Here is a 14,893-nt window from a genome sequence, read left to right as displayed (position 1 = left end):
AGATACAATAGAAGGTCAAATATGGGGACAATCTTCGATGTGTTAATGAAAAAGATGGTGAAATTTGAATAAATATCAATAAAATCAATAGATAACAAGGGTGCTCTAAGCGCCTATACCTAAAAATGAATTTGTGAATTTTAGAATATCAAAATTCGTGTTCATTCGTGAAATTCGTGGCTAGTTTTTTTCTTTTTAAATGCAGAAGCCTTTATAATTGGGTGTGTTTTTTTGTTTGTGTGTTTTTTCATTTACCTTTGCCATTGATAAAAAATAGCGGTTATTTATAATTATATCCTTTCTCGATGAGAATTTCTTTTCTGGTTGTTTTATTGTGTTGCTCTTCTTTGCTTTTTTCTCAAGAGAAAAACAGTAAAAAACCGAACCTATTAGACAATTTGATCGGTAAAGATTCGGTAAATCCCAAAAAGCCAGTAGCAACTATCGATATGTATCGGGCGATTACTTTGGAGCGCGACACGACTTATATCGACACTTCGCTTACCATTCAAAAAAAATACAGCCACAATTATTTGCGCAGAGATCTTTTTGGATTGTTGCCTTTTCCAAACGAGGGGCAAACCTATAATACCCTGCAATACAGTTTGACTACTTTTGCTCCACTCCCTGAGTTTGGATTCAAAGCGAAGCATTTTAATTTTCTTGAGGCCAATCAAATTCGGTATTATTCGGTGGCGACCCCTGTGACGGAATTTTACTTTAAATCGGTAATGCAGAAAGGCCAAAACGTAGATGCTTTTTTTACAGTAAATACGTCTAAGAGATTCAATTTTTCATTAGCATACAAAGGATTGCGTTCGGAGGGAAAATATATAAATCAGCTTGCGAGTACAGGAAATTTTAGGTTTACAACGAGTTACAATACCAAAAATAAACGCTATTTTGCCAATGCTCATTTTACGGGACAAGATCTTATGAATGAGGAAAATGGTGGAATCACCACAGCAGAGGATTTCGAAAGTGGGAATACAGCCTATTTGCAAAGGGATCGATTGGAAGTTTTTCTGACTGATGCTCGGTCGTTTCTAAAAGGGAAAAGAGTGTTCCTGGATCATATGTTCCGCATCAATCCGGTGAAGGGAAGTAATAACTTGTATATAGCGCACCAGTTTAACTATGAAAATAAATTTTTCGAATACAATCAGCCTACTGTTGCTTCGACTGTTGGTGGAACTACGGTGTTTCGATTTGGGGAATCGTACAAAACCAGCAACATCAATGACCAAACGCATTATAATAAGACCTACAATAAAGTGGGATTGACCTATGAGAATACAACTTTGGGTACGTTTAATTTTTATTTGGATGATTATTTTAGCAATTATTATTACGACCAAGTATTGATATTAGATACCGAAACCGTACCTGCTTCCTTAACCCGACGAATTGATTGTTTTGGCGGACAATATGAATACAGGAAGAATAAATGGACCGGTAAATTTTTGCTATCGCGATCATTCACGAATCAATCTCTTTCGAATTTGGATGCCAGAGTGCAGTATGAGTTGAATGACGAAACTCTGCTTTCGTTCCAATACCAGAATATGAACAAGCTACCTAATGATAACTATAATTTGTATCAGAGTAGTTATGTGAAATATAATTGGTCGAATGATTTTAAGAATGAAAAAATAAATTCTATTAGTGCCAATGCCACTTCTCCTTGGGTAAACGTATCGGTGCAATATTCTACTTTTAATGATCATTTGTATTTTGCAGATGTTTCTACCCCGGCTCAAATTGCGGGCAGACAGCAAATTGTTGCTCCTGCTCAATATGATAATACGATTAATTATTTGTCAGTAAAGGCAAGTAATGAGTTTAAATTTGGAAAGTTCGCATTAGAAAACACACTGCTGTATCAAAAAGTAGATCAATCTGATTTGATTCTTAATGTTCCAGAATTCGTGACCCGAAACTCGTTTTATTTCTCACAAAACTTGTTCCGTAAAGCCTTGTTTTTTCAAACGGGAGTTACCTTGAATTATTTTACCAATTATTACGGGAACGAATATAATCCTGTAATTGGTGAGTTTTTTGTGCAAAATCAGAAGGAAATTGGGAACTATGCTAATTTAGATTTCTTTTTCAACGCACGAATTCAAAGAACCCGAATTTACTTTACGTTAGAACATTTCAATTCTTCGTTTTCGGGTTATAATTATTATTCTTCGCCCAATAATCCGACGGGTGACTTTATAATCCGTTTTGGACTGGTTTGGAATTTTTTCCAATAAACATGTGCTTCTACAGTTTAGTTATTTAAAAAACAAGAATGTCAATTTGCAAACTTCCAACTTCCAACTTCTAACTTCTAACTTCTAAAATGACTTTCACCGCTATAGATTTCGAAACAGCAACCGCTTATCACCCTTGTTCGGTAGGAATTGTCACGGTCGAAAACGGAATTATTGTCGATGAATTTGTGACCCTGATCAAGCCGCCAAGAAACGAATACAATTCTTTTACGATTGCGGTTCACGGAATTTATCCTCGTGACACTGTCAATGCGAAATCGTTCCTACAAGTATTTCCTGAGATTCAAAAGCGACTTCAAAATCGTGTTGTAGTAGCTCATAACGAAAGTTTCGACCGAAATGTTTTGGCTAAGTCCATGGCGCTTTACGGCTTGAATTATGAGGATTTGAATATTGGCGCACGGTGGGAATGCACGGTAAAAATCTACAAAGCCAAAGGATTAAAACCAACAAAATTGAGCGATTGCTGTCGCGAAATGCAGATAGAACTCAATCACCACGAAGCCTTATCCGATGCGCGCGCTTGCGCCAAATTGTATTTGATGCGATGAAAACTACTAGTACTGTCTATTAATTCTTAAAAAAAAAAGACCTATGAGGTTTTAAAAATCTCATAGGTCTGATTGTTTAGAAAAAGTAGGTTTTTACAATTCAATATTTTCCCTAGTTTTTCAGGTATTTTTCTAAAAACTGGTCTTGCTCCCAAAGCAAATGTAAAATATTGTCTTTTGCAGCATAGCCGTGTGATTCTTTAGGTAATAATACCAATCGAACTGGCGCACCGAGTCCTTTCAGAGCTTGGTAATAGCGTTCCGATTGTAGGGTAAATGTTCCTGGATTATTATCGGCATCACCATGAACCAATAAAAGGGGTGTTTTCATTTTATCTGCAGTCATAAACGGAGACATTTCGTTATATACATTAGGGACATCCCAATAATTTCGTTGCTCCATTTGAAAACCAAAAGGGGTTAAAGTTCGGTTGTAAGCGCCACTTCGTGCAATTCCGCAAGCAAACAACTTGCAATGTGATAATAAATTAGCAGTCATAAAAGCACCGTAGGAATGACCGCCAATGGCGACTTTATTGCGATTGATATATCCTAAATTATCAACAGCATTAATCGCCGCTTCCGCATCATCAACCAATTGCGTAATGAAGGTATCATTAGGTTCGGTAGTCCCTTCGCCTATAATCGGGAAGGATGCATCGTCTAAAACGGCATAGCCTTTTGTAACCCAATAGACGAATGAACCATAACTTGGGAATGTGAATTCATTTGGATTTTTATCGCTTTGGCCTGCAGAATTTTTATCTTTAAATTCAGCTGGATATGCCCAAATCAATAGTGGTAATTTGTCTTTTTTGGTTCTGTCGTAACCTGCAGGTAAGTACAAAGTTCCTGAAAGATCTACGCCATCTTTACGTTTGTATTTAATCACTTCTTTGTACACGTTTTTGATGCTTTCGAACGGATTTTTAAAAGAGGTTATTTGGGTTAATTTATCTTTTGATTTGATGTTTCTAAAATAGTAATTTGGATAATCATTTTTGGATTGAATTGAAACCAATACTTCTCCTTTTTTGAAGTCTTCTATCGATAATAAATCTTCTTTTTTGTCTTTTAATTTTGAAGTATATATTCGTTTTGATTGTAATGTTTTTAAGTTGTATTCATCAATGAAAGGAAATTGTCCGTCCTTTGTGTGTCCGTCGCCAATCAAGTAGGCATTGTCATTTTCTATAGCCAATACATAACGGTTAAACTGATTCTTTTTCATTTCGAAATTTCCTGGATCTGAATAAATGTCTTGAGAATTTCTGTCAAACATAATTTTAGGTGTTTGGTTGGGATTCGAAGGATTTATCAAATACATTTTTGTGTTTCGAGTGTCATACCAATCATCAGAAACCATGGCTGTAGTTTCGTTCCCCCAAATCATACCGCCATAACGTTGAGGTGTTTTTACTAAAGATGTTGCCTCAGATGAAAAAGGTGCGTTCCATTGAAAAACTTCGTCTCGGTACTCCACTTTCACAGCTTGATCTCCTTGGTCAAGAGCAACAACATAGCTTAGTGTTGCAGGTTTGTCGGCACGCCAGCTCATATTTCGTTTCCCTTTTCGAACCGAAGAAAAACCTTTAGGCATTATCTCGGTCAAAGGTACCTCGTTAACTACTTTCACCTCTTTTCCAGATGCGTCGTAAACAGTTGTATTTTGTGGGAAACGATTCAAAGGAACTACATAAGAATAGGGTCGCTGGATAGTGGTTATCATTAAATAATTACCGTCTGGTGAAAAACTTTCTCCAGCGTAAATGGCTCCAGATTTGAACAACTCCGATTTTCCTGATAATGAAATTTTATACAATTCAGAAGTAACCAAAGTTTCGAAATTTTGTTCGTCTTGTTTGTTTTTTAACAAATCAGGATAAGTTCTGTTTTGCGATTTTGCGCCGTCTGAAACGGATACTGTTGGACCTTTTGGCAAATCTTTTTTAGCATCAATCAATGCAGGACGGTTCGCAGGCAATACTTTTACCAATAAAGTTTCATTGTCTTTCATCCAATTATATGGACTTCCAAGATTGGCATTCAAATTGTCTTTTGTGATTTTTTTAGCTGATGCATTTGTAACATCAATAACCCATAGTTCAACTCCAGAGCTTGTGGTGTTCGTAAAGCCTATTTTTTTCTCATCGGGAGACCACGATACATTGGTGATTTTTGGGTTTTCAGGTAAGCCACTTACTTGGACTTCATTTTTATCACTAATTTTTCTAATTTTTAAATTATTGACATAGCTAACCGAACTAGAAATATTGGTAACCGGATTGATGCGTAATCCACCCAATCGCATTTCTTCTTGATTCAATTCGTCAAGTGTTTTGTAGGTATTTCTATAACTCAAAAGCATATATTGCTTTTTGGTATCCATACTTACGGACGGAGCTCTTTGAAAATCTGCGAGCGCTAAAATCTCTGGAGATGGTTTTTGGAAATTGATGTTTTCTTGAGCGATTCCAATTTGCAAAAATCCAAATAATAGAAGGGAACGAAAAATTGATTTCATGTGGTTTATTTTAGATTAAAACTTGTTGCCAAGATATGAAAATCAAAGAAATAATTATTGATAGTTTAAAAATTAATTTATTACTTTAGTATGTTTTCAAAAAGTATCATCTATGAAAGAAGATTTTCTCCATTACCTCTGGAAATTCAAGAAATTCGATAGTTTGAATTTAAAAACCTTCAATGGAGAACAGCTTACTATTGTTCAGGTTGGACAATATTTGGAATTGGCTGGCCCTGATTTTTTTAACGCGCAATTGATTATTGGTGATCAGAAATGGGCAGGGAATGTAGAAATTCATCTTAAATCTTCGGATTGGTATGTGCATCATCACGAGAGAGACCAAGCTTATGAGAACGTTATTCTTCATGTAGTTTGGGAACACGATACCGAAATCTTTAGAAGCAACAATTCTGAAATTCCTGTCTTGGAACTCAAAAAATACGTAGACGCTGCAACTATAACCAATTACAATGCCTTGGTAGCACCAAAATCTTGGATTTATTGCGAGAAACAACTCAATAATATTGACGATTTTTTGTTGAAAAATTGGCAAGAACGTTTGTTTTTCGAGCGATTGGAACGAAAATCAAAGTCTATTTTTGAGTTGTTGAAGCAAACAAATAATGATTGGGAAGCGGTTTTGTTCAGCCTTTTGGCTAAGAATTTTGGTTTGAACACCAACGGTGAAATTTTCTTGAAAATTGCGCAATCCATTCCGTTTTCAATTATGCGCAAAGAAAGTTTCGAGGTCGAAAATCTAGAAGCTTTATTAGTAGGAAATGCAGGTTTGTTGGATGCTGAAAAAGAGGATAACTACTTCAAGGATTTGAAGTTCAGGTATTTTTATTTGTTGCAAAAATATCAGATCGAGAAAAAAATTATAGAACCGGTTCAGTTTTTCAAGCATCGTCCCGATAATTTTCCAACGATTCGTTTGTCACAATTGTCACAGTTGTATCACAGTCATCAAAATTTATTTTCTATTGTCAGTTCTACAAATTCAGTTAAAAGGATTTATGAAGCTTTCGATGTTTCGACTTCCGTCTATTGGGAAAACCATTATCAGTTTGATAAAGAAAGCCCGAAAAAAAAGAAGAAAATTTCCAAATCATTCGTCGATTTAATTATCATCAATACCATAATCCCGCTTCAATTTGCATTTGCAAAAAGTCAAGGCAAGGAAATTTCGGAAGATTTAATTCAATTGATTAATGAAGTTCCTTCTGAAAAAAATGCTATTATAGACAAGTTTAGTTCCTTTGGTATTAAATCAAAAACTGCCCTAGAATCACAATCGCTATTGCAACTCAAAAACGAATATTGCAACAAAAGCCGATGTTTAGAATGTGCTATCGGAATGGAATTATTGAAAAACAACTAGAAAAAGCTTATTTTTGCGCTTTATTAAAGTCACTCGAACCTAGTTAATAAGCAAAAGGACAACGCCACAAAAAATGAAAGCAGTATTACAAATTAAATATTTTTTCGAAAAACATGGATTTCATGTGTCTTCTCGTTTGGCCGATAAGTTGGGAATGCGCGTTTCTGATGTGAGGTTATTTTTTATCTACATTAGTTTTGTGACTGCTGGTTTATGGTTTGGGGTATACCTAACGCTGGCTTTCTGGATTAGGTTGAAGGATTTAATTCGCGGCAAACGATCTTCGGTTTTTGATTTGTAGTCAAGAGTTCTAAAATAAAAAAGGGATTATAAAGTTTTGAAACTCTATAATCCCTTTTCCTTTGATATATTTTATTTAGAGAATTCTGATTTTTTTGAAGCTAAAGGCATAGATTACTGCGTGTAGCGCTGCAAAAAACAGAGAGAAGTAGAACAAGAAATGATCATCAATCGACTCATCACTATGATGAATGAAGGCTATAACAATTAAAGCTAGAACCATTCCTAAACCTGAAAGGGCAACTGTTTTGTAGCTTCTTGGGCTGAAATGCCCTTTGTTCAATTTACTATGTTTCATACCATAAAATAAATACAAATCGAAACCAATCATCATCCAAACGATAAGTCGAATCCAGGTGTCTAATGGTAAAAACACCATCATAAACAAACAAACTGCAACTCCGGCTATTGGCACAAATGGCACAAGCGGAGTTCTAAACGCTCTTGGTGCATCAGGCATTTTTTTGCGCATAATCAATACGCCTATGCAAACCAAAATAAAAGCAAATAGGGTTCCGATACTGGTCATTTCTCCAACGACTCTTGCGGGAATAAATGCAGCAAAAGCACTTACAATAACCATAAATAATAAATTGTTTTTGGCTGGAGTTCTAAATTTTGGATGTACTTCAGAGAATATTTTTGGCATCAATCCATCTTGACTCATCGAGAAAAACACCCTGCTTTGTCCCATTAGCATTACTAAAATAACCGAAGCATAACCTCCTAAAATAGCAAGAAGAATGGCGTTGTTGAGCCAAGGATAGGCTGGAGTAATCATTCCGTCAGGACCGGCTGTGCCCATTGCTTCAACCGCTACCGCTACAGGCGCGATTCCGTCTTTACCAGCAAAGGCTTGATAATTTACGACTCCTGTCATTACGTGAGCAAACAGAATATAAAGGACAGTACAAATAGCTAATGACAATAATATTCCAATTGGCATGTCTCTTTTTGGGTTTTTGGCTTCTTGTGCAGCTGTAGAAACGGCATCAAAACCAATGTAGGCAAAGAATACAATTGCTGCGGCTCTGATGATTCCTGAAAATCCAAATTCCCCAAATTTACCCGAATTTTCTGGGATATAAGGAGTGAAATTTTCGGGACGAATGTATTGCCATCCTACGGCGATAAAAACTAATACAACCGAAACTTTAAGCAATACAATTGCTCCATTGAAAAAGGAAGACTCTTTGGTTCCACGAATCAAAATAAGCGATATAATCATTACAATAAATACGGCCGGGAGATTTATTATTCCGCCTTCAAAAGGGGAAAGCATATAGGCGTCATCTATATGTATGCCATAGCCGCCTAAAAATTTACCGAAATACCGCGACCAACTTATCGAAACCGTTGCAGCCCCCACTGCATATTCTAAAACTAAATCCCATCCGATAATCCAAGCGATAAATTCTCCCATTGTGGCAAAGGAATAAGTGTATGCGCTACCTGCAACGGGAATCATTGATGAAAATTCTGCATAGCATAAGCCAGCAAAAACACAACCAAATGCTGCTACAAGAAAAGAAATGGTGATCGCCGGTCCAGCATTAGCAGATGCGGCTAAACCTGTTATTGAAAATAATCCCGCCCCAATAATGGCTCCAATTCCAAGAGCTACTAATCCGGGAGCAGTTAGTGTTTTCTTTAATCCTTTTTCAGAATCGGCAGCTTCGTTCAAAAGCTGGGATAATGGTTTTCTTTTCCAAATTGACATAAACTCACTTTTATTGTTAATAGGTTTCAAATATATTGTTTTTTTAATGGTATGAAGACATAGAGTTCTGTATTTTTTTAAAACTTGCTTTTTTTGGTTTTTTGACATTATGTTGAATCGAAAGCAACAGATTGCAAAATATTTTATATTTTTAGGCTTTAAAAAATAGTGTATTGATGATTTTCGATTCAGTAAAATCCTTTTTTCAGTTTTCGAGAGAACAGCGGACGGGCATTTTTTTACTATTTGCAATCATAATTGCACTTCAAGTATTGTATTTTTTTGTTGATTTCTCTTCATTTTCTAAAGCTTCCACTGAAAAAGAAAAATGGCTTTCCTTGCAATCACAAATTGATGCATTGAAACAAGATAAATTGGATTATGTTCCGAAGAGCTATCCATTCAACCCTAACTTCATTACAGATTATAAAGGCTACAAACTCGGAATGTCGGTTGCAGAAATCGACAGACTGCTCGCTTTCAGAAAGCAAAATAAATACATGAATTCGGCTCAAGAATTTCAAACAGTGACCAAAGTTTCAGATTCACTGTTGGCTGCTATCTCACCTTATTTCAAATTTCCGGATTGGGTAAACAACAAAAAGGAATTTGTTGGGTATAAAAAATACGATAATACGGCTTTCGCCAAAAAAGAAAAAGTAGTCATCATCGACATCAATCAGGCTACTCAAGAGGACTTAATTAAAATTTACGGAATAGGCGAGGCGATTTCGCTTCGGATATTGAAATTCAAGGAAAGCCTTGGTGGTTTTGTTTCGATGGAACAAATGAACGATGTTTGGGGATTGTCACCTGAAGTCATCGAAAATTTGAATACGCATTTTAAGGTTTCGGCTGCACCCACAGTTAAAAAGATTGATATTAACAATGCGTCAATCAAAGAACTTTCTTTGTTTCCTTATTTTAAACACCCTATTTCCAAAAACATAGTTACTTTTCGAAGTATGAATGGGGATATTAAAAATATTGAAGATTTAACAAAAATTAATGGTTTGTCTATTGAAAAGGCAAAAATTATAGCCTTATATTTGGACTTTTAAAATTCATACCCCTTACAATGAACTTTGACTATAGCGAAACGCAAAAAATGATAGCCGAATCTGCGAGAGATTTTGCAGAAAAATATATTAGACCACATATTATGGAGTGGGATGAACATCAGAAATTCCCAGTCCCTTTGTTTAAAAAAATGGGTAAAATGGGGTTTATGGGTGTTTTGGTTCCAGAAGAATTGGGAGGATCCGGTTTAGGTTATCACGAATATATTGCTGTTGTCGAAGAAATCTCGAAAGTGGATCCCTCTATCGGACTGTCGGTGGCAGCTCATAATTCTTTATGTATGAATCACATTTTGACTTTTGGAAATGAAGAACAAAAGCGAAAATGGGTCCCAAAATTAGCTTCAGGCGAACACTTAGGCGCTTGGGGACTAACGGAGCACGGGACAGGTTCGGATGCAGGTGGAATGAATACAACTGCTGTAAAAGACGGTGATGATTGGATTGTAAACGGTTCTAAAAATTTTATTACTCACGGAATTTCTGGAGATATTGCAGTAGTGATAGTACGTACCGGAGAAAAAGGCGATTCTAGAGGAATGACCGCATTTGTTTTCGAAAAAGGAATGGCAGGATTTACTTCAGGGAAAAAAGCAAATAAATTAGGAATGCGCGCAAGCGAAACTGCCGAATTGTTCTTTGATGATTGTAGAATTCCTGATGTCAATAGACTCGGAGAAGTAGGAGAAGGATTTATTCAATCGATGAAAATTTTAGATGGTGGAAGAATTTCCATTGGAGCTTTGTCATTAGGTATAGCCAAAGGAGCTTATGAAGCATCTTTGAAATATTCGAAAGAAAGACATCAGTTTGGCAAAGCGATAAGCGAATTCCAAGCAATAGCTTTTAAATTGGCAGATATGGCAACCGAAATTGAAGCTTCGGAATTATTACTGCATAAGGCTGCGTTCTTGAAAAACAAAAGCCGAAATATGACAACTCTTGGTGCAATGAGCAAAATGTATTCATCAGAAGTTTGTGTAAAAGTATCTACAGATGCTATTCAAATACACGGTGGATACGGTTACACCAAAGATTATCCCGTTGAGAAATTCTTCAGAGATTCTAAGTTGTGTACCATCGGAGAAGGAACAACCGAAATTCAGAAATTGGTTATTTCTAGGAATATTTTGAAGGAGTAAAATTAAAATACGTTGAGCGACAATATTGTGAATTTTATTATATTCCTTTTATTCATTATTTTATTGATTCCAACTTTTATTCAGGTTAAATATGGAGTTAGAGCATTGGCTGGTTGGACAAATATGAAATTCGGGGAGGTATCTTTGTTTTGTTTCTTTGGTGAATTTCTTTTGGGAATAGGGATGTTTTTTATTGTTGCATTTGTTTCATCCTTGTTTAGTTCTGTGGCTGATTCTCCTAGATGCGGTTTTGGTTTTGCTGGAATAGCTGTTTTTAGTATTCCAATTGCTTTTTTAAATCTTATTATTGCTCTCTTTCAAAAAATAGTTTTAAAATAATTCACAATTAATAATTCATTATTCATAATTATTTTTTACTTTTGCGCCCTTAACGAGAGGAGGTGTCTATATTATGTTAATTATACCAATTAAAGACGGAGAAAATATCGATAGAGCATTAAAGCGCTATAAAAGAAAATTTGACAAAACAGGAACTGTTCGTCAACTAAGAGCACGTACTGCTTTTATAAAACCATCAGTTACCAACAGAGCCAAAATTCAAAAAGCGGCTTATATTCAGAATATGAGAGACAACATAGAGAATAGTTAATTATTTTCTGTTGCAATAAAGTACCGTTAGTCATTAAAAGTTTAATACCTTTGATACTAACGGTTTTTTTTATGACTTGTCATTGCGAGGCACGAAGCAAACTTTTTATATGACTAACAACTTGCAATCATTTAGAGATTACTTACAATTGGAGAAAAAATATTCTCCTCATACCGTAAATGCGTATTTGAATGATTTAAGTTTCTTCGACTCATTTAATAAAAATCAATTTGATCAAGACAATATAGATCAGGCGAACTATAGTCAAATCCGAAGTTGGATTGTCTCGCTGGTAGATGATGGTATTTCTAATGTGTCTATTAATAGGAAGATGCAATCCTTAAAAGCCTATTATAAATTTCTATTGAAGACAAAGCAAATAGAGCTTAATCCTCTTCTAAAACACAAAGCGCTAAAAACACCTAAGAAACTGCAAATTCCATTTTCAGAAAATGAAGTTGCCGATGTTTTAAATCAAATTCCAAATCCAGTAGGCTTCGAAGAAATTAGAGACAAGCTTATAATAGACTTATTTTATATTACAGGAATTCGGCGAACAGAACTAATTCACTTGAAAATTGGTAATGTAAACACATCAAATCGTACTATAAAGGTATTGGGAAAAAGAAATAAAGAAAGAATTCTTCCGCTTTTGCCAATTGTTTGTCAGGAATTAAATTCTTATTTTGGCGAAAGAGCAGGTTTAGAGAAAGTTACCGATGTTGACTATTTTTTTCTCACAAAAAATGGGTTAAAGTTGAACGATTCGTTTGTGTATCGATTAATAAATACGTACTTTAGTAAAGTCTCCGAGAAGGTAAAAAGAAGTCCTCATATATTAAGGCATTCATTTGCGACTCACCTTTTAAACAACGGAGCCGATTTAAATTCAGTAAAAGAATTATTAGGACATTCCAGTTTGGCATCGACACAAATATATACCCACAGCAGTTTATCGGAACTCAAAAAAGTCTACGAAGATGCCCATCCCAGAAATCAAAAATAATTCGAGAAATGTTTAACCACCTAAAAAATTAGATTATGAAGGTAGATGTTCACGCGGTCAACTTTAATGTTGATAGAAAGCTAGTCGATTTTATTCAAGAAAGAATGGTCAAATTGGAAAAATATTACGACAAAGTAGTATCTTCTAACGTTTATTTGAAAGTTGAAAAGACTAGTGACAAGGAAAATAAAATTGTTGAGATGAAAATTATTGTTCCAGGAGACGATTTTTTAGTAAAAAAACAATGTAAGACTTTCGAAGAAGCGGTAGAGCTTTCTGCAGAATCCGTAGAACGATTGCTTGTAAAAAGAAAAGAAAAAATCAATACGCATATTTAATCTAAAATTTTTATAAAATTGTTTTGATTAAAAAACAAAAAGATATACATTTGCAGTCCGTTAGAAATAGCGGACTTTTTTTATTGAAATTGCCAGCGTAGCTCAGTTGGCTAGAGCAGCTGATTTGTAATCAGCAGGTCGTGGGTTCGAGTCCCTCCGCCGGCTCTAAAGTTTAGGTCGATGCTTTGCAGATAGATTCTTTAAAATCCGTAAGGACGAAAAGTTTATCCCGAGCAAAGTTGAGGGAAGTCCCTCCGCCGGCTCAGTTTTATTCCAAATGCGATTTGGAATTTGTTCTTTAAATTATTGAGATTTAAAAAATTGGGGAGATACTCAAGCGGCCAACGAGGGCAGACTGTAAATCTGCTGTGTGAACTTCGCAGGTTCGAATCCTGCTCTCCCCACAAACTTTCAAATAAGGATTTATCCGAAAGTTTACTTTCGAGTAAATGCGTTTTGAAAGTTTGAGCACCGAAAACTTCGGTGCAGGATCAGCGACCTTTTGGGAGCTAGTCCACAAAATGAAGTTTAAAGTTTAAGGGTTTAAAATAGTTTAATGAAACAACTTTAAACTTTTAAACAATGTTAAACAAAATTTCTCTGCCGACTTAGCTCAGGGGTAGAGTGCTTCCTTGGTAAGGAAGAGGTCACGGGTTCAATTCCCGTAGTTGGCTCAAAGTAGTATAAAATTGAACACTAATAATAACTAAGATTAAAAATTAAGTAAAATGGCAAAAGAAACCTTTAACCGTAACAAGCCCCACTTAAACATTGGAACAATTGGGCACGTGGATCACGGAAAAACAACTTTAACTGCAGCAATAACTAAAGTGTTATCTGATGCTGGTTACTGTCAAGCAAAATCATTTGATCAAATTGATAATGCTCCAGAAGAAAAAGAAAGAGGTATTACAATTAATACGTCTCACGTTGAGTATGAAACTGCTAACCGTCACTACGCACACGTTGACTGTCCTGGTCACGCGGATTACGTAAAAAACATGGTAACAGGTGCTGCTCAAATGGATGGCGCTATTCTTGTTGTAGCTGCTACAGACGGACCAATGCCACAAACACGTGAGCATATCCTATTAGGTCGTCAGGTAGGTATTCCTAGAATGGTTGTATTTATGAACAAAGTGGATATGGTTGATGACGAGGAATTGTTAGAACTTGTTGAAATGGAGATTAGAGATTTATTATCTTTCTACGAATATGATGGTGACAACTGTCCAGTAATTCAAGGTTCTGCACTTGGTGGATTGAATAACGATCCAGCTTGGGTACCAAAAATTATTGAATTGATGGAAGCTGTTGATGCTTGGATCGAAGAGCCACTTCGTGATACTGCAAAACCTTTCTTGATGCCAGTTGAGGACGTATTTACAATTACTGGTCGTGGAACTGTTGCTACAGGTCGTATCGAAACTGGTGTTGCAAACACTGGAGATCCAGTTGAAATCATTGGTATGGGAGCTGAGAAATTGACTTCTACAATTACTGGAGTTGAGATGTTCCGTAAAATCCTTGATAGAGGAGAAGCTGGAGATAACGTTGGATTACTTTTAAGAGGTATTGACAAAGCGGATATCAAAAGAGGTATGGTTATCATTAAGCCAGGTTCTGTAAAACCACACAACCACTTCAAAGCTGAGGTGTATATCTTGAAAAAAGAAGAAGGTGGTCGTCACACACCATTCCACAATAACTACCGTCCACAGTTCTATGTACGTACAACTGACGTAACAGGAGTTATTACATTGCCAGCTGGAGTAGAGATGGTTATGCCTGGAGATAACTTAACAATTGAAGTTTCTTTGTTAAGCCCAATCGCTATGAATGTAGGTTTACGTTTTGCTATCCGTGAAGGTGGTAGAACTGTAGGTGCAGGTCAGGTAACTGAAATACTATAGTAATATTTATAATGTTTATAAGACCAGTTCCGATAGCTACTATCGGA

The 14,893-nt window shown here is 35.8% G+C and carries 13 protein-coding genes and 3 tRNA genes; 14 read left to right on the top strand and 2 right to left on the bottom strand.

All coding sequences use genetic code 11. The annotated features are described in order from the left end of the window. Positions 1-305 precede the first annotated feature (305 nt). Positions 306-2,258 (top strand): putative porin, encoded by a 1,953-nt coding sequence (locus ACIQ1E_RS07100; protein WP_396169994.1) that lies wholly within the window; start codon positions 306-308, stop codon positions 2,256-2,258. Positions 2,259-2,347: 89 nt separating this feature from the next. Further along, on the top strand, positions 2,348-2,830 hold the full coding sequence (locus ACIQ1E_RS07095) for a 3'-5' exonuclease (RefSeq protein WP_396169992.1): 483 nt from the start codon (positions 2,348-2,350) through the stop codon (positions 2,828-2,830). 112 nt (positions 2,831-2,942) lie between these two features. Here the strand turns inward: ACIQ1E_RS07095 and ACIQ1E_RS07090 are convergent, their stop codons facing one another. Next, positions 2,943-5,354, bottom strand: a complete 2,412-nt coding sequence (locus tag ACIQ1E_RS07090) for a prolyl oligopeptidase family serine peptidase (protein WP_396169990.1) — start codon at positions 5,352-5,354, stop codon at positions 2,943-2,945. Between the two features lie 112 nt (positions 5,355-5,466). On the opposite strand from ACIQ1E_RS07090, the gene ACIQ1E_RS07085 reads away from it, so the two are divergent. Together ACIQ1E_RS07085 and ACIQ1E_RS07080 are read left to right on the top strand one after the other, a co-directional pair. Continuing rightward, complete coding sequence (locus ACIQ1E_RS07085; RefSeq protein WP_396169988.1) at positions 5,467-6,738, top strand: DUF2851 family protein; 1,272 nt, start codon at positions 5,467-5,469, stop codon at positions 6,736-6,738. A gap of 73 nt (positions 6,739-6,811) precedes the next feature. Continuing rightward, positions 6,812-7,039: a PspC domain-containing protein gene (locus ACIQ1E_RS07080; RefSeq protein WP_396169986.1), complete on the top strand. Its 228-nt coding sequence runs from the start codon at positions 6,812-6,814 to the stop codon at positions 7,037-7,039. Positions 7,040-7,114: 75 nt separating this feature from the next. Here ACIQ1E_RS07080 and ACIQ1E_RS07075 read toward each other — a convergent pair whose 3' ends face one another. Beyond that, positions 7,115-8,758: an amino acid permease gene (locus tag ACIQ1E_RS07075; protein ID WP_396169984.1), complete on the bottom strand. Its 1,644-nt coding sequence runs from the start codon at positions 8,756-8,758 to the stop codon at positions 7,115-7,117. A 176-nt stretch (positions 8,759-8,934) separates the two neighbouring features. Between ACIQ1E_RS07075 and ACIQ1E_RS07070 the strand changes: the two genes are divergently transcribed. From ACIQ1E_RS07070 to tuf, 10 genes are all read left to right on the top strand, one after another. Next, positions 8,935-9,819, top strand: coding sequence for a ComEA family DNA-binding protein (locus ACIQ1E_RS07070; RefSeq protein WP_396169982.1), 885 nt, complete (start codon positions 8,935-8,937; stop codon positions 9,817-9,819). 17 nt (positions 9,820-9,836) lie between these two features. Next, a complete protein-coding gene (locus ACIQ1E_RS07065; RefSeq protein WP_396169980.1) occupies positions 9,837-10,979 on the top strand; it encodes an acyl-CoA dehydrogenase family protein in 1,143 nt (380 codons plus the stop codon). Positions 10,980-10,991: 12 nt separating this feature from the next. Continuing rightward, on the top strand, positions 10,992-11,318 hold the full coding sequence (locus ACIQ1E_RS07060; protein WP_396169979.1) for a hypothetical protein: 327 nt from the start codon (positions 10,992-10,994) through the stop codon (positions 11,316-11,318). Positions 11,319-11,391: 73 nt separating this feature from the next. Then, positions 11,392-11,589 carry a 30S ribosomal protein S21 gene (gene rpsU / locus ACIQ1E_RS07055; protein WP_073370216.1) on the top strand — a complete coding sequence of 66 codons (198 nt, stop codon included), beginning with the start codon at positions 11,392-11,394 and terminating at the stop codon, positions 11,587-11,589. A 109-nt stretch (positions 11,590-11,698) separates the two neighbouring features. Beyond that, positions 11,699-12,595 (top strand): tyrosine-type recombinase/integrase, encoded by an 897-nt coding sequence (locus ACIQ1E_RS07050; protein ID WP_396169977.1) that lies wholly within the window; start codon positions 11,699-11,701, stop codon positions 12,593-12,595. A gap of 35 nt (positions 12,596-12,630) precedes the next feature. Beyond that, positions 12,631-12,933, top strand: coding sequence for a ribosome hibernation-promoting factor, HPF/YfiA family (gene hpf, locus ACIQ1E_RS07045; protein ID WP_396169975.1), 303 nt, complete (start codon positions 12,631-12,633; stop codon positions 12,931-12,933). A gap of 91 nt (positions 12,934-13,024) precedes the next feature. Next, positions 13,025-13,098: transfer RNA gene (locus ACIQ1E_RS07040), tRNA-Thr, on the top strand. Positions 13,099-13,256: 158 nt separating this feature from the next. After that, positions 13,257-13,337: transfer RNA gene (locus ACIQ1E_RS07035), tRNA-Tyr, on the top strand. A gap of 198 nt (positions 13,338-13,535) precedes the next feature. Then, positions 13,536-13,607: transfer RNA gene (locus tag ACIQ1E_RS07030), tRNA-Thr, on the top strand. Positions 13,608-13,661: 54 nt separating this feature from the next. After that, positions 13,662-14,846 carry an elongation factor Tu gene (gene tuf / locus ACIQ1E_RS07025; RefSeq protein WP_396169973.1) on the top strand — a complete coding sequence of 395 codons (1,185 nt, stop codon included), beginning with the start codon at positions 13,662-13,664 and terminating at the stop codon, positions 14,844-14,846. Positions 14,847-14,893 lie beyond the last annotated feature (47 nt).

Origin of the sequence: Flavobacterium sp. (assembly GCF_044348915.1) — a bacterium.
Taxonomy (GTDB): Bacteria; Bacteroidota; Bacteroidia; order Flavobacteriales; family Flavobacteriaceae; genus Flavobacterium.
Note: the sequence above shows the minus strand (reverse complement) of the source record. Positions and strands in the feature narration are given on the sequence as shown.